The sequence below is a fragment of the Bacillus cereus group sp. BfR-BA-01524 genome (assembly GCF_022662595.1).
In the GTDB taxonomy this organism is placed as follows: Bacteria; Bacillota; Bacilli; order Bacillales; family Bacillaceae_G; genus Bacillus_A; species Bacillus_A thuringiensis_S.
The window spans coordinates 1-21,184 of record NZ_JAKUDW010000090.1 but is presented as its reverse complement, the minus strand read 5'-3'; the positions used below and the strand labels follow the sequence as shown (position 1 = coordinate 21,184).

The following is a 21,184-nucleotide window of genomic DNA, read 5'->3' as shown; positions in this document are numbered from 1 at the left end:
CAAATCCTGTCCCCGCAACCAAATGGTCCCGTGGTGTAGTGGTTAACATGCCTGCCTGTCACGCAGGAGATCGCCGGTTCGACCCCGGTCGGGACCGCCATTTATGTTGGCTCGGTAGCTCAGTCGGTAGAGCAGAGGACTGAAAATCCTCGTGTCGGCGGTTCGATTCCGTCCCGAGCCACCATTTTTTTTATGCCGGCTTAGCTCAATTGGTAGAGCAACTGACTTGTAATCAGTAGGTTGGGGGTTCAAGTCCTCTAGCCGGCATCATTTAGGGGCATAGTTTAAAGGTAGAACTGAGGTCTCCAAAACCTCCAGTGTGGGTTCGATTCCTACTGCCCCTGTAAAGTATATGGGCCTATAGCTCAGCTGGTTAGAGCGCACGCCTGATAAGCGTGAGGTCGATGGTTCGAGTCCATTTAGGCCCACCATATATTATTCCGCAGTAGCTCAGTGGTAGAGCTATCGGCTGTTAACCGATCGGTCGTAGGTTCGAGTCCTACCTGCGGAGCCATGGCCCGTTGGTCAAGTGGTTAAGACACCGCCCTTTCACGGCGGTAACACGGGTTCGAATCCCGTACGGGTCATACAAAAAAGAGTCAGCATTATGCTGGCTCTTTTTTATTTTGTTGATCCTTTTTATCATGTTACTTTCCAGAAATAAATAAAGGGATTTTGGAAAAGCTATGGTATGTATAAAAAGGAGGAAATAAATAATGACACGAGTTAGAGACTTAATGAGTACCCATATTGTACATTGTACACCGCTAGACAATGTATACGAGGCAGCTGTAAAAATGAAGGAAGAATCGGTTGGATTAATTCCTGTTGTTGAAAATGAGCAAGTTGTTGGGCTTGTTACTGATCGAGATTTAGTTGTTCGAGGGATTGCTGAAAAACATCCTGGATCTAATAAAATTACAAATGTAATGACAACAAATATTATCTCAGTTTCTCCAAATGATCCTATTGAAAAAGCTACAGAGCTAATGGCACAGTATCAAATTAGACGGTTACCAGTAGTTGATAGTGGTCAGCTGATTGGTATGTTAGCACTAGGAGATTTAGCTATAAGGGAATCGGCAGATGATCAAGCTGGATTTGCCTTGAGCGAAATTTCAGAGCGTACAGAGTAAATTGAAACTTTAATTAACCGAGATTTTAATGGTTACTCATAAAGAGCTAAACTATATATAAAATTCAGATGCATTATTCTAGCATATATGGATTAAACTAATATGTTAGCGTGATGTATCTGAGACATTATATAATAAGTATATGGTTAATAATTTCGACAGTTTTTTAAAATTTGTTATTCTTAATTTTTAATAAGAGAAAAGATGATATACTGATAGATATAAGTATTATGAGAGATTTTGAATATAACAATATTAATTTTTAATGGTGCGATAATAACTTAATATTTCCTACATAGATGAAAGGGAAGGGGAATTATATGAAGGCTGTACAGGGCGATCCAAATTGGAATTTGGTTACAGATACATATATAGAACCAAATAATTTCGCTGAATTATTTTCTTTGCTTGTACCTTGTCACCCAAAAGGTGAGGGGAAAGAACGAACTATATTAGTATGGAAAGAGAAAGAATTTTATAAAGAAGAAAATTTAGCCGCATTTATTGTATATGGCATGAATAAAGTAAAGAATTTACCGCAGTTTCATAAAGATGAAATTCCAACTTTAGTGCGTATTCTTCGCTTATGCCAAGAGATTGGTTGGTATGAAGAAGCAAATGCTTTTATGATAGCACAAGGATTAGCTGAGTTTGTTCATACTTCATTGGAATATGAAACATGGGATCTTTTGACGCAATCAGTTGCTTTAAACTATTTAATTATTAAATATCGTATCGGCGAATTGACAGATAGAGATATTAAAATTTGGGATAGAGTTAAATTTAATGAAAAATGTATAACAGATTGTAAACATTTATTATCTCATAAAGAAGTATTGGAATTTACATTCTTTTATATGTGCAAGAGAGCAAAATCATTATCAAAAGAGCAATTAAATAGTGATATGATGAGTTTAGCAATGTATTGTAATACTTTTGTATATGATTTATATACACATGATTTATTACGGAAATATCGCAAGTGTACAGATTTCCTATCATATTATGGGCCTAGTCAGGCAGTTTTAGCATGTCAAAGAGCTGTATTATCTCAAATTTCCGATCGCTTAGACCCGTTAAAGACAACTCATGTAGATGATTATTTATATGTGATGAAAGAAATGATGGAGCATATGACGATAGGAGTAATGGATCGATATGGTCATTTTATTGGAAAGCTACTATCTTATGTGCCATTTTTCGAAATGATACAAGTTCCACAGCATGCATATTATTGTGAAGAGTTACTGTATATTTGTAAGGGCATTGAATATAAAGAAGAAACACTACGCAATTATATATTTATACAATTACATGATTGTTTACCATCATTCTTTAGGCTATTTCTTAAAAATAAGCGTTACGCAACGATTCATGATATTCTTTTCTATTGGTGCGATGATGAACAACGAATGAGCTTAGAGAAAAAATATAATCTGAGCTTTATTTATGAAAAATATGCTTGTGGATAAACAATATTTTCGATATGAAAAATTAATATAAATTAAAAAGGATCTCCGGTTTATGTGAGATCCTTTTTTGTTAGTAAAACAAGGAGAAAGTGATTAAGACAAGAAACAACATTCCATATAGGAGAAGTTGTGCAGTGTAACTTCCTTGTATACCAAAAAAAGTATTAGCTTTTTCATACAAATTCAATATGTATTTTATTGGAGTATCTTTGAAAGATTGGTACACAGTGTCTCCTCTTTCTAAGCTTCTTGTTTTTGTTTTTGGTTATAAGGGACATTAATATATCTAGCTACAAATAACAAAACAGCCATAAAGAATACTGGAAATACAGTAGATAAATAAAAGCCATTACTAATTATATTTGTTATGAGAGCACTCAAAAGAAAAATAGCATTATAAATATGGGCAATTTTTTGTTTTAGTTGTACTTGAAATGATTCCATCATAATTTCTAATGCAACAAAAGCAATAATAATAGATAAAAATACAATGTTTGTATTGTAAATGATTAAACAACAGATTAAACCTAAAAAGGCTACGTATTCAATTATAAGAGGTATATTGCGTGGCATACAATTTACCTAACTAAATATGGCAGTGGATTTACTGCATTTGTTTTTTCAAAATTCCATTCCCCATTATGTAATTCAAAATGAAGATGTTGCCCGTATGAATGACCTGTGTTTCCCATATGACCTACTAATTGTCCAGTTTGTACTTGATCACCAGTTTGTACAGTGCGATCCTTCATATGGGCATAAACAGTTGTATATAATTTCCCATTGATTTGATGCGCAATGAACACAACATTTCCATAGCTAGCTGAATAATAAGATTTCACAACTTTACCTGCAGCAGCAGCTTGGATAGAGACGTTCCCTGGAGCGGCAATATCTATACCATAATGCATTTGTTCCCAGCGTATATCAAAGGTTGAGCTAATTCTTCCTTGAGCAGGGAATTTGAAAGCAGCTGGAATAGATGAAGGTTGCTCTGTTTTAGCTTGTGGTTGATTTTGTACTACATAGTGTTTTGCTACATATCCGTATCCTGTGCCAAAACGAATTTTATACCAAGTTCCTACAGTTTCTACTACTTGTACTTGTGTACCGTTTTGTAATGAACCGAGTAGAGCGCTACTTGTACTAGTGTTGCTACGTACATTCAGATTAGGTGTTGCAACAGTATATTTTGTATTATTTTGAACGGTGATTCCTTTTACTAAGGGCTGTGAACCATTAGAAACGAATGCTTTTTGTACGTAACCTGTTTGGCCATTGTGTGATATTTTATACCATTCGCCTTGATCTTCTTGAACGGTAATGAACTTGCCATTTGGTAATACATCTAAAATGGAAGATTCTAAATTAGGTTCAGAGCGAACGTTTAATGCATTAGCATTGACGATGTATTGATCATTAGATTGAAGTTTGTTTTTTAGTAAAATAGCATCTTTTTGTACATAACCTACTTTATTATGAACAGATACTTTATACCAACCATTAGTTGTTTCAAGGATGTTCACTTTTGTATTAAAGCGAATTGTATCAATTGATGTGCTTTTTACGTTATCTTTTGTATGTAATGCTACTTGATCGACTTTGACATACCCAGTTTTAATATTAGATAATTGTTCAGCGTTTGCTTTTTGTACATTTGTTTCACCCATAGAAGGAAGTAAAGAAGCAATCGCTACAGTAGTTGCTGTTAAAGCAGTAGCTTTCATATTCATGGAATAGAGACCTCCTCTAGTTGTATAGTTGTAATTTTATTATAGTATAAAGATATAATATAGTGGGTGTATTCACATAAATGTAATATGAAATCAATATAAAAATAAATTTTTTGAGGATAATGATTCATTTTTATACAATTAATTGGGGTTTTATTTTCTAAAATAGAATGTATGTATTTTATAACTTCAATATTTTGTTGATAATTAAGAAAATTAAAACAGTTGATGATGTCTTATTAGGGTGTTATACTGACAGTGATAATTTTATAGTTTGCTAGGAGAGCTGGTGTTGCCAGCTGAGAGTAGGCCGTAAGCCTTTGATCCTTTTTATTACCTGATCTAGATTATGCTAGCGTAGGGAAGCAATTCGGACACTAACAATGAGTCCCCGTTTCTTTGCGTATAGAAACGGGGCTTTTTTATTTGAAAATTTCATATTGAAACCACTAGGGGTGCTTGATTTGCTGAGAGAGGAATAATCCTTAACCCTTATAACACCTGATCTAGGTAATACTAGCGAAGGGAAGTGGAACATCGAATAAATGTATAATTTTATTTGCTGTAACCACTTCTTATATATAGAAGTGGTTTTTTATTTAGATACATATATTGAAAGGGGATAGAGAAATGAAATTTTGCGATAGATTATTAGAAACTGTGCAACCAGTTTGGGAGATGAGTCATAATCATCCGTTTGTAGTGGGTATGGGAGATGGCACGTTAGAAAAAGATAAATTCCAGTATTATATTATTCAAGATTATTTATATCTGCTAGATTATGCAAAGTTATATGCGATTGGTGTTGTAAAAGCAACGAATCCACAAGTAATGGGAAAGTTCGCTGAACAAATTGATGGAATATTAAATGGCGAAATGACAATCCATAAACAATATGCAAAAAGACTTGGAATTTCTATAGAGGAGATAGAGTCTGCGAAACCATCTGCTAAAAATTTAGCTTATACAAATTACATGATGTCTGTATCTCAAAATGGCACACTTGCGGAATTAATAGCAGCGCTTCTTCCTTGTATGTGGAGCTACTGGGAAATTGGAAAGCGTTTAAATGATATTCCTGGAGCAAGAGATCATGAGTTTTTTGGTGAGTGGATTCAAGGATATAGTTCGGAAGAATACGGTAATCTTTGTATTTGGTTAATAGATTTATTAAATGAAATGGTAGTTGGAAAGTCTGAGAAAGAACTAGATAGATTAGAGGAGATTTTCTTATATTCCAGTCGATTTGAATATTTATTCTGGGATATGTCCTATCGTAAGGAGATGTGGGGATTTGAGGAGCAAGAACATACTACAGTTTCATAATGTTTCTTTTCATTACGATGAGAAACCAATCATCCATGAATTAAATGCTTCTATACATGAGAAAGAGTTTGTCAGTATTATCGGACCGAGTGGATGTGGGAAAAGTACTTTATTTCGCCTTATTACAGGCCTAGAGAAGGTAAGTACTGGACAGATAGAACTGACAGAAACAAAGCACCATCCTGTAGGGTATATGCCGCAAAAAGATATGCTTTTGCCGTGGAGAACAATTATTGAGAATGCCGCCTTGCCGCTAGAGTGCCAAGGTGTACAGAAGAAAGAAGCACAAGTAAAGGCAAAGGAACTGTTATATAAATTTGGTTTACAAGGATATGAGACAAAACATCCGAAAGATTTATCTGGTGGTATGAGGCAACGCGTATCTTTTATCCGAACTTTATTAACGGGCGGGGAGATATTGTTATTAGATGAACCGTTTAGCGCGTTAGATGCTTTAACGAAGGCCTCTTTACAAGAATGGTTGTTTGAACAATGGCAAGAGTGGGAAAAAACAATTTTATTCATTACTCATGATGTTGAAGAAGCGTTATTTCTTTCGAACCGAGTTTTAGTAGTGGAACAGCAGCCGATAACGACTTTGACTGAGCGGATTGTACCGCTTGATCATAACAGAACACGAAAAGATTTATATAAACCGGAAGTGTTAGCGCTGAAAGATGAGCTTCTTAGTATGTTACAAAGGCAGGTACTTGTGTGATGAACCGATTGAAAGAATTAGTTCCTGCTATTACACTTTCTAGTATTTTACTTGCTGTGTGGGAAATAGGAGCAAGAATTGTAGATGAGATGTACATTTTACCGTCACCGTCTGCGATTGTAATGAAGATATGGAAACTAAAAGACATATTATTTACGGTTCATTTACCTGCAACGTTATATGTCGTTTTAATAGGTGTTGTGATTTCTATCGTATTAGGTGTAGGGCTAGCGATGTTAATGAATGCGAGTACATGGATGGAAAGAGCATTTTATCCATTATTAGTTGCTTCACAAACGATTCCGATTACTGCGCTTGCTCCGTTATTTGTTTTATGGTTTGGATACACAATCTGGAGTAAGGTTGTTGTCACAGTTTTAATTACGTTCTTCCCGATTGCGGTCAATACATATGATGGACTGCGTAGTACGAAAAAAGAATGGGAGGAGCTCTTAGTTACATATGGAGCAACGAAAAGAGATATTTTTCTTAAACTAAAGTTGCCGTCTGCTCTTCCTTATTTTTTCTCAGCTTTAAAAATTGCAGTTCCGCTTAGTGTTATCGGAGCAGCAATTGGAGAATGGCTCGGTGCACAAGCTGGACTTGGATATTTCAGTAAGAGAATGATGACGCAGTTAGATGGAGCTGGCGTATTTGCACCCATTGTATTGTTATCATTATTAGCTATTTTCTTCGTCGTACTTATTTCCATATTAGAAAAGAAATTCATTAGTTGGAGGAAGCATTCATGAAATTTTTAAAGCGCATCTTTGTGTTTACATTATTAATTGCAATGATTGCAGGATGTTCGAGTAATTCAGCATCAGACAAAAGTAAAAAAGAGAAAGAAATAACAGTCATGTTAGATTGGTATCCAAATGCGGTACATAGCTTTATTTATGCAGCAATTGAAAAAGGATACTTTAAAGAAGAAGGTGTAAAGGTAAATATTAAATTCCCTTCTAATCCGACTGATCCATTAACATTGGCAGCAGCAGGGAAGGTGACAGTTGGCTTGTATTATCAGCCAGATGTTGTTATGGCAAGAGCAAATGAGCAAATTCCAGTGAAATCAATTGGGGCTGTCGTACGTTCGCCATTAAATCATGTCGTATCGCTGAAATCAGCGGGCATTCAATCACCGAAAGATTTAGAAGGAAAAACAGTAGGATATTCTGGAACACCTTTAAGTGAGATGTATTTAAAAACGATGGTAAAAGAAGCTGGTGGTAATCCTGATACAGTGAAAGTAGTTGATGTTGGATTTGATTTAGTACCAGCCTTAATTACGAAAAAAGTGGATGCGGTAACAGGGGCATACATTAATCATGAAGTACCGGTTATGCGTCATGAAGGCCATGAACCAGCTTACTTTAATCCAGCTGATTACGGAGTACCGAACTATCATGAGCTTGTGTTTGTAACAGGTGATAAAACGTTGAAAAAAGATAAAGAAGCGTTGCAAGCTTTCTTACGTGGTACGAAAAAAGGCTATGATTTCATGAAGAAAAACCCAGATGAAGCATTGAATATTTTATTAAATCATCAAGAAAAAGAAAACTTCCCACTTGTGCCAGAAGTTGAAAAGGAAAGTATGAAAATTTTATTAGAGAAGATGGAAACGAAAGATGAGCCATTTTTATCAGATTCAAAAGAATCTTGGGAGAAACAAAATAAATGGCTGAAGGACAAAGGAATGACGAAAGAAACTGTCCCAGCCGATGAACTATTCGAAAATATTTTAAAGTAGGCGAATGGATATGAAAAATGAGCTCCACGTAATCTCAAATGGCCATATGCCATTCGAAGAGTTAGTGAATGTAGCGATGCAAATTGAGAGTGAGATTGATTATTTGCATATTCGTGAGCGTGAGAAGAGTACGAAGGAGTTATATGAAGGTGTGGAAAGTCTTTTAATGGAAGGCTTTCCGGCTTCTAAAATTGTCATAAATGATCGAATTGATATTGCAATTTTATTAAATATTCCTCGTGTTCAACTAGGGTATCGAAGCACAGATGTAAAGTCAGTGAAAGAAAAGTTTTCGTATTTGCATGTCGGTTATTCTGTGCATTCGCTAGATGAAGCGATAGTAGCATTTAAAAATGGAGCGGATTCACTCGTTTATGGTCATGTATTTCCGACAGATTGTAAAAAAGGTGTGCCAGCGAGAGGGCTTGAAGAAATTTCAGACATTGCAAGGTGTTTATCTATACCGATTACAGCAATTGGAGGAATTACTCCAGAAAACACAGTGGATGTCCTTACTAACGGTGTAAGCGGTATAGCAGTTATGTCTGGAATAGTAAGTAGTAGTAACCCGTATAGCAAAGCTAAATCTTATAAGGAATCAATAAGAAAGTGGGCGGAAAAACATGTGTGAGAAGTATGATGTAGCGATTATTGGTGGTGGTGTAATTGGTAGTTCAGTTGCACATTTTCTAGCAGAAAGAGGACATAAAGTAGCGATTGTAGAGAAGCAAAGAATTGCATCGGAAGCTTCGAAAGCAGCTGCTGGTTTACTTGGTGTTCAAGCAGAATGGGATGCGTATGATCCGCTATTTGAACTTGCTAGAGAAAGCCGAGCTATATTTCCACAACTTGCAGCAGTTTTACGTGAAAAGACGGGTATTGATATTGGATATGAAGAAAAAGGAATTTATCGTATTGCTCAAAATGAAGATGAGAAGGAAAGAATTCTTCACATTATGGATTGGCAGCAAAAAACAGGTGAAGATTCCTACTTTCTAACGGGAGACCATGTGCGGGAAAAAGAGCTGTATCTATCCGAATCCATTATAGGAGCAGTATATTATCCGAAAGACGGTCATGTTATTGCACCAGAGCTTACGAAAGCATTCGCACATTCTGCGGCAATGTCAGGTGCTGATATATATGAACAGACAGAAGTGTTTGATATTCGTATTGAAAATAATAAAGTGACCGGAATTTTTACGAGCGAAGGTATTGTCACATGTGAGAAAGTCGTTATTGCAGGAGGTTCATGGAGCACGAAATTACTCAGTTATTTTCACCGCGATTGGGGTACATATCCAGTTAAAGGAGAAGTGGTTGCGGTAAAGAGTAGAAAACAGCTTTTAAAAGCACCTATTTTTCAAGAAAGATTTTACATTGCTCCAAAGCGCGGTGGGCGTTACGTAATTGGGGCAACAATGAAGCCCCATACGTTCAATAAAACTGTGCAGCCAGAAAGTATAACTTCTATATTGGAGCGTGCTTATACAATATTGCCAGCTTTAAAAGAAGCAGAATGGGAAAGTACATGGGCAGGATTAAGACCACAATCGAATCATGAAGCTCCTTATATGGGAGAGCATGAAGAAATAAAAGGTTTATATGCTTGTACTGGGCATTATCGAAACGGTATTTTATTAAGTCCTGTTTCTGGTCAGTATATGGCTGATTTAATAGAAGGAAAGCAAGAAAATCATTTGCTAGATTCATTGCTTTCTAGAAGAGTTTAGAAAGGGGATGGAAGTTTGAAGTTAAAAATTAATGGTAACCAACTTGAAGTGCCAGCGAGTGTAAAAACAGTAGCTGAGCTACTTACACATTTAGAACTAGATAACAGAATTGTTGTAGTAGAGCGTAATAAAGATATTTTACAAAAAGATGATCATACAGATACATCTGTTTTTGATGGAGACCAAATTGAGATTGTAACTTTCGTAGGAGGCGGTTGATTATGTTAAACATTGGACCATTTTCATTTCATTCTAGACTTTTATTAGGAACAGGTAAATTCCCTGATTTTGACGTACAGCAAAAGGCAATTGACGTTTCTGAAGCTGAAATTTTAACGTTTGCGGTACGTCGTATGGATATCTTTGATGCAAAGCAACCTAATTTATTAGAGAAACTTGATGTGAAAAAATATACGTTATTACCAAATACCGCAGGGGCAAAAAACGCTGAAGAGGCTGTTCGCATTGCAAAATTAGCAAAAGCGTCTGGGCTTTGTGACATGATAAAGGTAGAAGTTATTGGTGATGATAGAACGTTATTACCGGATCCGGTAGAAACGTTAAAGGCATCTGAAATGTTACTGGAAGAAGGATTTATCGTACTTCCGTACACATCTGATGATGTTGTATTAGCACGTAAATTACAAGAGCTTGGCGTGCATGCGATTATGCCAGGAGCATCTCCAATCGGATCAGGACTTGGTATTGTAAATCCATTAAATTTGAGCTTCATTATTGAACAAGCGACAGTACCAGTTATCATCGATGCCGGTATTGGTAGCCCAGCTGATGCGGCATTTGCAATGGAATTAGGAGCAGATGGCGTGTTATTAAATACAGCTGTATCAGGAGCGAAAGATCCTATTAAAATGGCGCAGGCAATGAAATTAAGTATTGAAGCAGGCCGTTTAGGATTTGAAGCAGGTCGTATTGCACGTAAGCGTTGTGCAACTGCAAGTAGTCCTTTAGAAGGAATGAGCGTAGTTGAATAATCGATATTCTCGCCAAGAACTATTTTCTCCAATTGGAGAAGAAGGACAGCAAAAGATAAGAGAAAAGCATGTGCTTATTATCGGTGCAGGTGCATTAGGTAGTGCAAATGCAGAGATGTTTGTAAGAGCAGGTGTTGGCAAGATAACAATTGTTGACCGTGATTATGTAGATTGGAGTAATTTACAAAGACAACAATTGTATGCAGAGAGCGACGTAAAGAATAATCTTCCAAAAGCTATAGCGGCTAAAAAACGTTTAGAAGAGATTAATAGCGATGTAACAATAGAAGCTCTCGTTCAAGATGTAACAGCTGAAGAGCTAGAAGAACTTGTTACAAACGTTGATGTAATGATTGATGCGACTGATAATTTCGAAACACGCTTTATTGTGAATGATATAGCACAAAAATATTCTATTCCATGGATTTACGGTGCATGTGTAGGTAGTTACGGTCTTTCTTACACAATCCTTCCTAGTAAAACACCATGTTTATCATGTTTATTACAGTCGATTCCGCTTGGCGGGGCAACATGTGATACAGCGGGTATTATATCACCTGCTGTATCTCTTGTCGTTTCTCATCAAGTAACAGAAGCTCTTAAACTGTTAGTAGAAGATTACGAATCAATTCGAGATGGGCTTGTATCGTTTGATATGTGGAAGAATGAGTATTCATGTATGAATGTACAAAAGCTTCGCCAACATAATTGTCCTTCATGTGGAGAGAATGCATTGTATCCGTATTTAAATAAAGAGAACACATCAAAAACAGCAGTTTTATGCGGGCGAAATACAGTTCAAATTAGACCACCTCATAAAGAAGAAATGAATTTTGAACAATATAAAGAGTTGCTGGAAGGTCGCGTGAATGATTTAAATGTAAATCCATATTTATTATCATTTTCTGTTGAAGACAAGAGGTTAGTCGCCTTTAAAGATGGCCGTGTGCTCGTACATGGAACGAAAGATATAAGCGAAGCAAAAACGATTTATCATCGCTATTTTGGATAGAAAAGGATGAGTGGGATGAAAGTGAATAAAGCTTTAACAATTGCAGGATCTGATAGCGGCGGCGGTGCTGGAATTCAGGCAGATTTAAAAACATTCCAAGAGCTTGGTGTATACGGAATGACGGCTATTACGGCAATTACTGCTCAAAACACGCTTGGCGTTCAAGGGGTATATCCTGTTCCGTTAGAAGGTATTACAGAACAGCTGAATTCAATTGGTACGGATTTAACACCAGATGCAGTGAAACTAGGAATGTTATTTAGTAGTGAAATAATTCAAATTGTTGCAGAACAAATTAAAAAATTTGGCTGGAATAATATTGTGCTAGATCCCGTTATGATCGCAAAAGGCGGTGCATCATTATTACAGCAAGAAGCAGTTCATGCATTAAAAGAATATTTATTACCAGTAGCAACCGTTATAACACCGAATGTTCCAGAAGCAGAAGTGTTAACTGGGATGGAGATTCATAATGTTGAAGATAGTAAGGAAGCTGCAAAAGTATTGCACGAATTAGGTGCTAAATATGTGCTTATGAAGGGCGGACATGCAGAATATCAAGGTAATGAAGTAATTGATTTCCTCTTTGATGGAGAAGAATTTATTGAGTTTAGAAGCGAGCGAATTCCTTCAAAGCAAACGCACGGAAGTGGGTGTACATTTGCTTCAGCGGTTACAGCAGGACTTGCGAAAGGATACTCAATTGAAGATGCTGTTCAAGAAGCAAAACGATTTATTAGTATAGCAATTGAAGAGCCATTGAATATTGGTAGTGGTCATGGACCGACGAATCATTTTGCGTATAAAGTGAATAGAACGCGTGTATAGGTAAGTGAAAAGCCAGTTTTATAACTGGCTTTTTTTCTGTTTACTTTTTCAAAATACAGGAGTAATATATCAGCCAGAATATATTTTTTTGTAAACGCTGAGTCCAATTATATGGAGCGGAGGAACCAATTTGTGCAGTGTCACTAGGGGTGAATCTTTCAAATTTGAAAGTAGGGCTACTCTCAAAGCCCGAATCCGACAGCTAACTTCGTAAGCGTCTTGAGAGAGGACGGTGCCATGATGGATACATCACTTCATCGATCTGATTAGTATAGGGGAATATCAATCTATGTTTGATTTCTTTTATACTAAGGAGGATGAGGTACATGGAACTAACACTTATTTGTGTTGGAGAAGAAAGTAAGGTAAATAGTTTAAGAGATCTAGTTGCATTTCAGCATGAGTTAATTATTTTTACAGCAAATGAAGAGGTAGCGGCTGAAGTTAGGAATTGTGGGTTTGATTGGACTTATAGTTGTAGTAAGGAGCAGGATTTTACTAGTATTTGTGAGTGCATTAAGAAGGTGATTTTACTAGGGGATGAGCTTCCAATCGTTAGTTTCTTCACAGAACACATTCGTTTTTCTTTTCAAGCACCTATTACTGTTGTTACAAGGAATAAACGATATCCAGCGAGGCTCTATGAAACAATTGGAGCTAAGTTTGTCGTGTTTACAAATTGTGATAATATTTCTTTTTTATTTTTTGAATAGGGCGGGGGAAGAAATGATGAAGGTACTATTACTTGGAGATATAGCAAATCGTTGGGCAGTATCGGTAGAGCGAGTTCAAGAATTGGTTCAGATTGATCCCCTTTTTCCCGGGCCATATATTATATTACCGTCAAAAGATGCTTTGTATTTAGAGATGGATATTACCGAGTATGAGCAGCTACATGCAGAATTGACACAAGTTTATATTCGTGGGAGAAATTTACGTGCATTTTTACGAGGAGAATAAAGGTTGAATAAAAAAGAGCGAATGCTGAGTGCAACAAGCTATGCACTTCATGTCATTCGCTCTTTTTATTTCATATTTAAAAGGTCATTTTTAAGAAAAGAGAAGAGAAATAAAGAAAATAGATGAAATAATAGTAATAATCTTCAATGTAAGCGTTTAAATGAATGTAAATATTATTATTTTTAGAAATTTACCCCTTTACAAGTGAAATATAGAGGAGTATATTTACTCTCATAAATCATTCATAAAATTTCCAAAAAAACCTAAAATCGCTGAGTTCCAGAAATGGAGCGGGGGAACCAATTTTGTGCATCGTCACTTGGGGTGAATCTTTCAGGTTTGAAAGTAGGGCTACTCTTTAGGCCCGAATCCGACAGCTAACCTCGTAAGCGTTTAGAGAGGAGGTTTACTTTTTGTTGTTCATTTTTTGAACACTGAGTAGAGCTCAGTGTTCTTTTTTAATATTTTGATGGTAAATTTTTACAAAAAAGAAGAGAGGGATAGTTATGTTAGATGTTGTAATGGTCGGGATTTTTATTTTATTAGTTGCATCGATGGCAAGTCTTGCAAGTTGGTCAGATAAAGTTGTGAAAGAAGGAAAGCAATCATGATGATTGTCTTATCGGTTATTGTCGCAGCAATTACAGTGTATTTAGTGTATGCATTATTAAATCCAGAGAAGTTTTAATTAGGGGGAATCATTCATTATGATTTGGGTTGCAGTCATTATTACAATGCTCTTGTTTATTTTAGTAGCAAAGCCAACGGGGATTTATTTAGAAAAAGCTTTTCAAGGTAGCAAAACGTTAGATAAAGTATTCGGGCCTTTTGAAAAACTTATTTTTAAAATTACGGGTGTAAAAGCATACAATCAAACGTGGAAACAGTACGCATTATCATTAGTTTTATTAAATGGATTTATGATCGTTGTCGTATACTTCATTTTCAGATTACAAGGTGTGCTGCCACTAAATCCAGCGCATATTGAAGGGATGGAGCCTACGCTCGCTTTTAATACAGCAATTAGTTTTATGGCTGATACAAACTTACAGCATTATAGCGGTGAAAATGGTTTATCTTATTTATCACAATTAATCGGAATTACATTTTTAATGTTTGCGGCACCAGCAACGACATTAGCGCTCGTTATGGCTTTTATAAGAGGACTTGCTGGAAAAGAACTTGGTAACTTTTTCGTTGATTTTACGAGAGCGTTAACGAGAGTGTTTCTTCCTATCGCATTTATTGCGGCACTAGTTTTTGTCGCACTTGGTGTACCACAAACGTTAGATGGGGCGGTTACAGCACAAACGATTGAAGGTGCAAAGCAAAGTATTTTACGTGGACCTGTTGCATCATTCGTTTCCATTAAGGAACTTGGGAATAACGGCGGTGGATTTTTCGGAGCAAACTCTACGCATCCTTTCGAAAATCCAGGACAAATGAGTAATATTTTGCAAATGATGCTTATGATGTTATTACCAACAGCACTTCCATTTACGTACGGACGAATGGTTGGAAATAAAAAACAAGGTCGCATCCTTTTCGTGTCACTATTTATGGTGTTTTTACTAGGATTTATAACGATTACGACATCTGAACTAAACGGGAATCCGGCATTAAATGGAATGGGTATCGAACATGTACAAGGAAGTACAGAAGGGAAAGAAGTACGATTTGGAACAGTATTTTCTTCACTATACGCAACAGTAACGACAGCTGCTGAAACTGGTGCTGTTAATACAATGCATGATACGTTAACACCAATTGGCGGTCTAGTTCCACTTGTAAATATGATGTTAAATACAGTGTATGGCGGCGTTGGAGCAGGCTTTGTAAATATTATTATGTATGCAATTATCGCGGTGTTTATATCTGGGTTAATGGTTGGACGGACACCAGAGTTTTTAGGTAAAAAGATTGAAGGTAAGGAAATGAAATTAATCGCGGTCACGATTTTATTTCATCCATTGCTCATTTTAGGATTTTCGGCATTAGCTCTTTCAACAAATTTAGGGACGGATGCTATTTCTCATTCTGGTTTCCACGGTTTAACGCAAGTTGTATATGAGTATACATCGTCAGCTGCGAATAACGGATCTGGATTTGAAGGATTAGGAGATAATACACCGTTTTGGAATATTACGACTGGTTTAGTTATGTTTTTAGGACGTTACTTCAGTTTAATTACGATGCTAGCTGTTGCAGCTGCTCTAAAAGAAAAAACGGTAGTGCCAGAAACAGTCGGAACGTTCCGTACAGATAATAGTTTATTTGGTGGCATTTTCATCGGAACGATTGTAATTGTCGGAGCGTTAACATTCTTCCCAATGTTAGTACTTGGTCCAATTGCAGAATTTCTTACATTGAAGTAATGGAGGGTACATGATGAGACCGGTAGTAGTAAAAGAAAAACAATTAAATAAGTCACAAATACATGCTGTAGAAGATGAAGTTAGACAAGCGAAAACGATGGATCGTGATATCGTAACACATGCGATGAAACAATCCGTTGCGAAATTGAATCCGAAAGTCATGATAAAGAATCCGATTATGTTCGTTGTGGAAATTGGGTTTATCATTACGTTCATTTTATCTTTTCTTTCAAGCAGTTCTAGTAGTATACCAGGATGGTTTAATATAACAGTTTCTCTCATTCTATTATTTACAGTTTTATTTGCGAATTTTGCAGAAGCATTAGCAGAGGGTCGTGGTAAAGCGCAAGCCGATTCTTTAAAGCAGTCGAAGAAAGATGTGTTTGCAAATGTTGTAAAAGAAAATGGAGACATTGTCCAAGTTTCAGCAACTGATCTTAGAAAAGGTGACGTTGTTATCGTAAAACAAGGAGAAATGATTCCGAATGATGGCGAAGTAATCAAAGGATTAGCATCTGTAGATGAATCTGCAATTACAGGGGAATCAGCTCCTGTTATAAAAGAAGCAGGGGGTGATTTTTGTTCCGTAACAGGTGGAACGATGGTCGTAAGTGATGAAATTACAATTGTCATTACGAGTAATCCTGGTGAATCATTTATCGACAAAATGATTTCTTTAGTAGAAGGAGCTGCTCGTCAAAAAACGCCAAATGAAATTGCTTTAAATACAGTATTAACGAGCTTAACTCTTATTTTCTTGATCGTCGTTGTGACGTTGCCGATTTTTACAAATTATTTAGGTTTTCAAATTGATACAGCTGTACTCGTAGCGTTGTTAGTATGTTTAATTCCAACGACAATTGGTGGTTTGCTATCAGCGATTGGTATTGCTGGGATGGACCGGGTGACAAAATTTAACGTGCTAGCGATGTCAGGGAAAGCAGTAGAAGCTGCGGGCGATATTAATACAATTATTTTAGATAAAACAGGTACAATTACTTTTGGAAACCGGATGGCTCATACATTATTGCCTGTAGGAAATGAAACGATTGAGCAAGTTGGAAAGTGGGCCGCTATTAGTTCTGTTTTAGATGAAACGCCAGAAGGTCGATCTGTTATCGAGTATGTGCAGGGAAAATCTATATCATATAATAGAGAACTTGCAGAACAAGGGGAGTTTGTTCCGTTTAAAGCAGAAACGAGAATGAGTGGTGTTGATTTACAAGACGGAACGAAAGTGAGAAAAGGTGCTGTCGGTGCCGTTATTGAATGGGTTGGGTCACAAGGTGGAACAATTCCGAAAGATGTAAATCAAAAAGCAGACTTAATTTCAAAAGAGGGCGGAACACCACTTGTAGTTGCAGTAGATAATCGTATTTACGGTTTAATTTATTTAAAGGATACAGTAAAACCGGGTATGCGTGAGCGTTTTGAACAGTTGCGCCAAATGGGGATTAAAACGGTCATGTGTACAGGTGATAATCCGTTAACAGCAGCAACGATTGCAAAAGAAGCAGGGGTAGATGAATTCGTTGCCGAGTGTAAACCAGAAGATAAAATTGCGGTTATTAAAGCAGAGCAAGATAAAGGGAAACTTGTAGCGATGACAGGTGATGGTACAAATGATGCTCCGGCATTAGCACAGGCTGACGTTGGATTAGCGATGAATAGTGGTACGACAGCTGCGAAAGAAGCAGCAAATATGATTGATTTAGACTCGAATCCAACGAAAATTATTGAGGTTGTAGGAATTGGTAAGCAATTGTTAATGACACGTGGTGCGTTGACGACATTTAGTATTGCGAATGATATAGCGAAATATTTTGCAATTATTCCAGCAATGTTTACACTTGCGATTCCGCAAATGGAAGCACTAAACATAATGAAGTTAACATCACCACTGTCAGCGATTTTATCAGCATTAATATTTAACGCTGTTATTATTCCACTACTCATTCCGTTAGCGATGAAAGGTATCGCATATAAACCGATGAGTTCTAATGCATTGCTTAGCCGAAACTTACTTATTTATGGACTTGGCGGAGTGATTGTTCCATTCATTGGAATTAAGGTAATTGATATAATTGTCGGCTTGTTCATATAAGGAAGAGGGGAAAAAGATGGAGAAGAAACAAAGTATACTATCACCAATTATCCGTATTACTTTTACATTTCTAGTGTTGTGTGGACTTGTATACCCACTTATTGTTACTGGTATTGCACAAGCCGTGATGAAGGATAATGCGGATGGAAGTCTAATATATAATGATAAAAATGAAGTGATTGGTTCTAAATTAATCGGGCAAAACTTCACGGATCCACGTTATTTTCAAGGGCGTGTTTCTAGTATTGAATATAAGGCTGAAGCATCTGGTTCAAATAACTATGCACCATCTAATCCAGATTTAGCAAAACGAGTAGAGAAAAGTATTGTGGACTGGAAGGAAAAAAATCCAGCTGTTCCAGTTACAGAAGTACCGATAGATTTAGTGACAAATTCAGGTTCAGGGCTTGATCCTGATATTAGTCCGAAGGCGGCCTCTGTGCAGGTGGATCGTATCTCAAAATTAACGAATATTCCGAAAGAAAAACTTGATCAATTGATTAAAGATCAAACAGAAGGTGCTGCACTTGGTTTATTTGGAGAAGATCGAGTGAATGTCTTAAAGCTAAATTTAGCATTACAGAAATTAATGAAATAGTAATAGTGCTACCTCAATCTAACGGATTGAGGTAGCGTTGTTTCGAATGAAAGGTAGTGTTTATTTTGTATGCAGATGATTATGAACCGAAGTTTCAAAGGCGAACGCCAGAGGAATATTTAGAATATATTCGGCAACAAAATCGGGGAAAGTTAAAGCTATATGTAGGAGCAGCTCCAGGCGTAGGAAAAAGTTATAAAATGCTCTTTGATGCAAGAGAAATGAAAAAAGATGGAATTGATATTGTAATTGGTTTAATTGAAACGCACGGGAGAAAAGAAACAGAAGAAGCAATTGCTGATTTAGAGAAAGTTCCTTTGAAAGAAATACAGTATAAAGGAAAGGTATTTTATGAACTCGATGTGGAAGGAATTATAAAACGTGCGCCGCAAGTAGTCGTAGTGGATGAACTTGCGCATAGTAATGTTCCTGGTTCTAAACATAAGAAACGTTATATGGATGTGCAGGAATTGTTAGAGGCTGGTATATCGGTATTATCAGCTTTTAATATTCAACATTTAGAAAGTGTTCATGATATTGTAGCTCAAATTACGAATGTAAAAGTAAGAGAACGAATTCCAGATTTTATTTTACAAAAAGCAAATGAAATTCAGCTCGTTGATGCAACGCCCGAGGTATTAAGGAAGAGACTAATAGACGGAAAGATATATAAAGAAGAAAAAATTCAGCAAAGTTTACAAAATTTCTTTACGCTTAATAATTTAGGAGCACTTAGGGAATTATCACTTCGTGAAGTGGCAGATGATATGGACGAGAAAATTAGCCAAACAGTAATAGAACCGATTGGCGTAAAAGAAAAAATTCTTGTTTGTGTACAATACAGTTCAACAGCGGAGAAATTAATACGACGGGGATGGCGCATGGCTGATCGGTTAAATGCTGAATTGTACGTATTAAACGTTGAGAGGGAAAATATAGATTCTCTTTCAGCAGGTAAAAAACAAACAATTGAAGAGTGGAAATCGTTAACGAATCAATTTGATGCGAGTTTTGTATTAGAAGAGGCGAAAGGAAGAAAGCCAGCAGATGTTATTATTGAAGCCGCAAAAAGATTACAGGTAACGCAAATTTTACTTGGACAATCGGCTAGAACAAGGTGGGAAGAAATACGAAAAGGCTCTATTGTAAATGAAATTATGAGACAAACAAAGTATATTGATATTCATATTGTTGCGGATCAAAGAGGGTAAAATAGAGCCGACCTTTTTGGGGGCTCTATTTTACTTTTTGTACAGCATGAAAACTTAGCATTTTCATTGCATATAAGATTACAAGTAAAAACATAATTGCGCCTAGGAAGAAAATCCAAAAGTAATTTTGGTTAAATAAAAGAAATCCACCTAGAAGTGGCCCTGTGCTCATACCGAGATAGCGGATGAAGTTGTACATACCGATAGCTGTTGCACGTTCTTGCACGAATTCTTCTGTTAATAAAGTAGTGTGAGTTGGCATAGAAAGTCCCATACTAAAACCGTACAAAGATGTAACGATAATGATGAATGGGATATTGATGCTATATGTGAAAGAGAATAAAACGACACATATAATATTGAAGAAACTCGTAATAAATAAAGCTTGCTTTGTTGTGAGGTGTTTTGGAAAAAACTTGTAGCAAAAACTTCCTAGCATGATAGAAAGAGACATTGGTACAAACATAAGACCAATTTCACTTGCAGCTAGATGAAATGAATTTGTTAAAATGTTCGGTAAAAAAACGAGAAAGCAAAAGTAAATACAAAATTGAATGAAGCCAATAAGAGTAATAGAAAACCCAGTTTTATTTTTTAAAATAAGCCAGTAATTCTTTTGTGCTTTAGACTGCTTAATTACATTTGGCTTTGTTTCTGGAAGTAGTGAAATGTTTATAATTAATAAGATAATGCCAAGTGTAGATAAAAAGAGAAATACAGATAAGTGACCATTTATACTGCCAAGATAACCACCTATGAGAGGAGCCATTGCAGGTGCGAGAGCAAGTAACATTTGATAAAGGCTCATTGCTTCTCCGCGTTCTTTTCCTTCAAATAAATCGCCGATAATCGTTGCTGAAACTACAGGTATAGCCGCTATTCCTATAGCTTGAACAGCTCTAAAAAAGAGAAATAAATAAATGTTTGCCGAAAAAGCACATCCGATTGAACCAATTGTACTAATGACTAAACTAGGGATAAGGACAGATTTTCTCCCTTTTGTATCAATTAAAGGTCCATATACGAGCTGCATAATTGCAAGAACGAATGTGAAAAGTGAAACTGTTACATTTACAAGATAAAGAGAAGTGTGAAAAGAATTTTGAATCATCGGTAAGATAGGTGTGTAAATATTTTGAGTGAAGGAACCGAGTAAGGCACTAATACAGACAACATATAAAATGAAAGTTAGTTTAGATTTTTTCATCTTGTTAACCTCCTTGTATTTTTGGTTTC

24 protein-coding genes, 7 tRNA genes and 4 riboswitches are annotated in these 21,184 nt (G+C 36.3%); of the genes, 28 read left to right on the top strand and 3 right to left on the bottom strand.

What is annotated here, in order from left to right; all coding sequences use genetic code 11:
* Positions 1–24 precede the first annotated feature (24 nt).
* From MR170_RS24165 to MR170_RS24125, 9 genes are all read left to right on the top strand, one after another.
* A tRNA-Asp gene (locus MR170_RS24165) sits at positions 25–100 on the top strand.
* 8 nt (positions 101–108) lie between these two features.
* A tRNA-Phe gene (locus tag MR170_RS24160) sits at positions 109–184 on the top strand.
* A gap of 10 nt (positions 185–194) precedes the next feature.
* A tRNA-Thr gene (locus tag MR170_RS24155) sits at positions 195–267 on the top strand.
* A gap of 6 nt (positions 268–273) precedes the next feature.
* Positions 274–344: transfer RNA gene (locus MR170_RS24150), tRNA-Trp, on the top strand.
* A 10-nt stretch (positions 345–354) separates the two neighbouring features.
* Positions 355–431 (top strand) — tRNA-Ile (locus tag MR170_RS24145).
* A gap of 8 nt (positions 432–439) precedes the next feature.
* A tRNA-Asn gene (locus tag MR170_RS24140) sits at positions 440–514 on the top strand.
* 1 nt (position 515) lies between these two features.
* Positions 516–587: transfer RNA gene (locus tag MR170_RS24135), tRNA-Glu, on the top strand.
* A 129-nt stretch (positions 588–716) separates the two neighbouring features.
* Entirely contained in the window at positions 717–1,136 is a 420-nt protein-coding gene (locus tag MR170_RS24130) for a CBS domain-containing protein (RefSeq protein ID WP_016082802.1), read from the top strand.
* Between the two features lie 320 nt (positions 1,137–1,456).
* Complete coding sequence (locus MR170_RS24125; protein WP_029441651.1) at positions 1,457–2,608, top strand: DUF3965 domain-containing protein; 1,152 nt, start codon at positions 1,457–1,459, stop codon at positions 2,606–2,608.
* 240 nt (positions 2,609–2,848) lie between these two features.
* Here the strand turns inward: MR170_RS24125 and MR170_RS24120 are convergent, their stop codons facing one another.
* Positions 2,849–3,181, bottom strand: a complete 333-nt coding sequence (locus MR170_RS24120; RefSeq protein WP_001137823.1) for a hypothetical protein — start codon at positions 3,179–3,181, stop codon at positions 2,849–2,851.
* Positions 3,182–3,186: 5 nt separating this feature from the next.
* The gene (locus MR170_RS24115) at positions 3,187–4,341 is read right to left on the bottom strand and encodes an SH3 domain-containing protein (protein WP_016082799.1); all 1,155 of its coding nucleotides are present in this window, start codon (positions 4,339–4,341) and stop codon (positions 3,187–3,189) included.
* Positions 4,342–4,610: 269 nt separating this feature from the next.
* Positions 4,611–4,722: riboswitch (TPP riboswitch) on the top strand.
* A gap of 60 nt (positions 4,723–4,782) precedes the next feature.
* Positions 4,783–4,886, top strand: a riboswitch (TPP riboswitch).
* 85 nt (positions 4,887–4,971) lie between these two features.
* Between MR170_RS24115 and tenA the strand changes: the two genes are divergently transcribed.
* The 19 genes from tenA to kdpDN all read left to right on the top strand — a co-directional run bounded on the left by tenA (position 4,972) and on the right by kdpDN (position 19,948).
* Complete coding sequence (tenA, locus tag MR170_RS24110) at positions 4,972–5,667, top strand: thiaminase II (protein WP_048558007.1); 696 nt, start codon at positions 4,972–4,974, stop codon at positions 5,665–5,667.
* The gene (locus tag MR170_RS24105) at positions 5,636–6,385 is read left to right on the top strand and encodes an ABC transporter ATP-binding protein (RefSeq protein WP_088115703.1); all 750 of its coding nucleotides are present in this window, start codon (positions 5,636–5,638) and stop codon (positions 6,383–6,385) included. Before tenA ends, MR170_RS24105 begins: the two co-directional genes overlap by 32 nt.
* Entirely contained in the window at positions 6,385–7,137 is a 753-nt protein-coding gene (locus tag MR170_RS24100; protein WP_001080857.1) for an ABC transporter permease, read from the top strand. The genes MR170_RS24105 and MR170_RS24100 overlap by 1 nt, the downstream gene beginning before the upstream one ends.
* Positions 7,134–8,135 (top strand): ABC transporter substrate-binding protein, encoded by a 1,002-nt coding sequence (locus MR170_RS24095; RefSeq protein WP_000670421.1) that lies wholly within the window; start codon positions 7,134–7,136, stop codon positions 8,133–8,135. Before MR170_RS24100 ends, MR170_RS24095 begins: the two co-directional genes overlap by 4 nt.
* Positions 8,136–8,145: 10 nt before the next feature.
* Entirely contained in the window at positions 8,146–8,766 is a 621-nt protein-coding gene (gene tenI, locus MR170_RS24090; RefSeq protein WP_000787170.1) for a thiazole tautomerase TenI, read from the top strand.
* Positions 8,759–9,868: a glycine oxidase ThiO gene (thiO, locus tag MR170_RS24085; protein ID WP_242309629.1), complete on the top strand. Its 1,110-nt coding sequence runs from the start codon at positions 8,759–8,761 to the stop codon at positions 9,866–9,868. Before tenI ends, thiO begins: the two co-directional genes overlap by 8 nt.
* Positions 9,869–9,883: 15 nt before the next feature.
* Positions 9,884–10,087, top strand: a complete 204-nt coding sequence (gene thiS / locus MR170_RS24080) for a sulfur carrier protein ThiS (protein WP_016082796.1) — start codon at positions 9,884–9,886, stop codon at positions 10,085–10,087.
* A gap of 2 nt (positions 10,088–10,089) precedes the next feature.
* Positions 10,090–10,860 carry a thiazole synthase gene (gene thiG, locus MR170_RS24075; RefSeq protein ID WP_043936747.1) on the top strand — a complete coding sequence of 257 codons (771 nt, stop codon included), beginning with the start codon at positions 10,090–10,092 and terminating at the stop codon, positions 10,858–10,860.
* Entirely contained in the window at positions 10,853–11,872 is a 1,020-nt protein-coding gene (gene thiF, locus MR170_RS24070; RefSeq protein WP_242309627.1) for a thiazole biosynthesis adenylyltransferase ThiF, read from the top strand. Before thiG ends, thiF begins: the two co-directional genes overlap by 8 nt.
* A gap of 15 nt (positions 11,873–11,887) precedes the next feature.
* Positions 11,888–12,700 (top strand): bifunctional hydroxymethylpyrimidine kinase/phosphomethylpyrimidine kinase, encoded by an 813-nt coding sequence (gene thiD / locus MR170_RS24065; protein ID WP_029441655.1) that lies wholly within the window; start codon positions 11,888–11,890, stop codon positions 12,698–12,700.
* A gap of 85 nt (positions 12,701–12,785) precedes the next feature.
* A riboswitch (cyclic di-AMP (ydaO/yuaA leader) is annotated at positions 12,786–12,933 on the top strand.
* Positions 12,934–13,026: 93 nt separating this feature from the next.
* Positions 13,027–13,413 carry a hypothetical protein gene (locus MR170_RS24060; RefSeq protein ID WP_029441656.1) on the top strand — a complete coding sequence of 129 codons (387 nt, stop codon included), beginning with the start codon at positions 13,027–13,029 and terminating at the stop codon, positions 13,411–13,413.
* A 13-nt stretch (positions 13,414–13,426) separates the two neighbouring features.
* Entirely contained in the window at positions 13,427–13,660 is a 234-nt protein-coding gene (locus MR170_RS24055) for a hypothetical protein (protein ID WP_002025339.1), read from the top strand.
* 3 nt (positions 13,661–13,663) lie between these two features.
* The gene (locus MR170_RS32315) at positions 13,664–13,786 is read left to right on the top strand and encodes a hypothetical protein (protein WP_001034421.1); all 123 of its coding nucleotides are present in this window, start codon (positions 13,664–13,666) and stop codon (positions 13,784–13,786) included.
* Positions 13,787–13,920: 134 nt separating this feature from the next.
* Positions 13,921–14,066, top strand: a riboswitch (cyclic di-AMP (ydaO/yuaA leader).
* Between the two features lie 100 nt (positions 14,067–14,166).
* Positions 14,167–14,271 (top strand): SipW-dependent-type signal peptide-containing protein, encoded by a 105-nt coding sequence (locus tag MR170_RS24050; RefSeq protein WP_000887894.1) that lies wholly within the window; start codon positions 14,167–14,169, stop codon positions 14,269–14,271.
* A complete protein-coding gene (gene kdpF / locus MR170_RS24045; protein ID WP_000973728.1) occupies positions 14,268–14,348 on the top strand; it encodes a K(+)-transporting ATPase subunit F in 81 nt (26 codons plus the stop codon). The genes MR170_RS24050 and kdpF overlap by 4 nt, the downstream gene beginning before the upstream one ends.
* Positions 14,349–14,367: 19 nt before the next feature.
* On the top strand, positions 14,368–16,035 hold the full coding sequence (kdpA, locus tag MR170_RS24040; protein ID WP_242309625.1) for a potassium-transporting ATPase subunit KdpA: 1,668 nt from the start codon (positions 14,368–14,370) through the stop codon (positions 16,033–16,035).
* Positions 16,036–16,048: 13 nt separating this feature from the next.
* Complete coding sequence (gene kdpB / locus MR170_RS24035; protein WP_242309623.1) at positions 16,049–18,139, top strand: potassium-transporting ATPase subunit KdpB; 2,091 nt, start codon at positions 16,049–16,051, stop codon at positions 18,137–18,139.
* A gap of 16 nt (positions 18,140–18,155) precedes the next feature.
* A complete protein-coding gene (gene kdpC, locus MR170_RS24030; protein ID WP_016082790.1) occupies positions 18,156–18,737 on the top strand; it encodes a K(+)-transporting ATPase subunit C in 582 nt (193 codons plus the stop codon).
* A 56-nt stretch (positions 18,738–18,793) separates the two neighbouring features.
* Positions 18,794–19,948, top strand: coding sequence for a KdpD-like non-kinase potassium sensor (gene kdpDN, locus MR170_RS24025; RefSeq protein ID WP_080681700.1), 1,155 nt, complete (start codon positions 18,794–18,796; stop codon positions 19,946–19,948).
* Between the two features lie 25 nt (positions 19,949–19,973).
* Here kdpDN and MR170_RS24020 read toward each other — a convergent pair whose 3' ends face one another.
* Entirely contained in the window at positions 19,974–21,155 is a 1,182-nt protein-coding gene (locus tag MR170_RS24020; RefSeq protein ID WP_242309621.1) for an MFS transporter, read from the bottom strand.
* Positions 21,156–21,184: the final 29 nt, after the last annotated feature.

Excerpts from the sequence above, each read along its gene's own strand:
- thiG (WP_043936747.1), top strand. The coding sequence starts at position 10,090 with ATGTTAAACATTGGACCATTTTCATTTCATTCTAGACTTTTATTAGGA.
- kdpA (WP_242309625.1), top strand. The coding sequence starts at position 14,368 with ATGATTTGGGTTGCAGTCATTATTACAATGCTCTTGTTTATTTTAGTA.
- MR170_RS24125 (WP_029441651.1), top strand. The coding sequence starts at position 1,457 with ATGAAGGCTGTACAGGGCGATCCAAATTGGAATTTGGTTACAGATACA.
- MR170_RS24115 (WP_016082799.1), bottom strand. The coding sequence starts at position 4,341 with ATGAATATGAAAGCTACTGCTTTAACAGCAACTACTGTAGCGATTGCT.
- tenA (WP_048558007.1), top strand. The coding sequence starts at position 4,972 with ATGAAATTTTGCGATAGATTATTAGAAACTGTGCAACCAGTTTGGGAG.
- MR170_RS24095 (WP_000670421.1), top strand. The coding sequence starts at position 7,134 with ATGAAATTTTTAAAGCGCATCTTTGTGTTTACATTATTAATTGCAATG.
- tenI (WP_000787170.1), top strand. The coding sequence starts at position 8,146 with ATGAAAAATGAGCTCCACGTAATCTCAAATGGCCATATGCCATTCGAA.
- kdpB (WP_242309623.1), top strand. The coding sequence starts at position 16,049 with ATGAGACCGGTAGTAGTAAAAGAAAAACAATTAAATAAGTCACAAATA.
- MR170_RS24100 (WP_001080857.1), top strand. The coding sequence starts at position 6,385 with ATGAACCGATTGAAAGAATTAGTTCCTGCTATTACACTTTCTAGTATT.
- kdpC (WP_016082790.1), top strand. The coding sequence starts at position 18,156 with ATGGAGAAGAAACAAAGTATACTATCACCAATTATCCGTATTACTTTT.
- kdpF (WP_000973728.1), top strand. The coding sequence starts at position 14,268 with ATGATGATTGTCTTATCGGTTATTGTCGCAGCAATTACAGTGTATTTA.
- MR170_RS24060 (WP_029441656.1), top strand. The coding sequence starts at position 13,027 with ATGGAACTAACACTTATTTGTGTTGGAGAAGAAAGTAAGGTAAATAGT.
- MR170_RS24050 (WP_000887894.1), top strand. The coding sequence starts at position 14,167 with ATGTTAGATGTTGTAATGGTCGGGATTTTTATTTTATTAGTTGCATCG.
- thiO (WP_242309629.1), top strand. The coding sequence starts at position 8,759 with ATGTGTGAGAAGTATGATGTAGCGATTATTGGTGGTGGTGTAATTGGT.
- MR170_RS24130 (WP_016082802.1), top strand. The coding sequence starts at position 717 with ATGACACGAGTTAGAGACTTAATGAGTACCCATATTGTACATTGTACA.
- MR170_RS24055 (WP_002025339.1), top strand. The coding sequence starts at position 13,427 with ATGATGAAGGTACTATTACTTGGAGATATAGCAAATCGTTGGGCAGTA.
- MR170_RS24020 (WP_242309621.1), bottom strand. The coding sequence starts at position 21,155 with ATGAAAAAATCTAAACTAACTTTCATTTTATATGTTGTCTGTATTAGT.
- MR170_RS24120 (WP_001137823.1), bottom strand. The coding sequence starts at position 3,181 with ATGCCACGCAATATACCTCTTATAATTGAATACGTAGCCTTTTTAGGT.
- thiD (WP_029441655.1), top strand. The coding sequence starts at position 11,888 with ATGAAAGTGAATAAAGCTTTAACAATTGCAGGATCTGATAGCGGCGGC.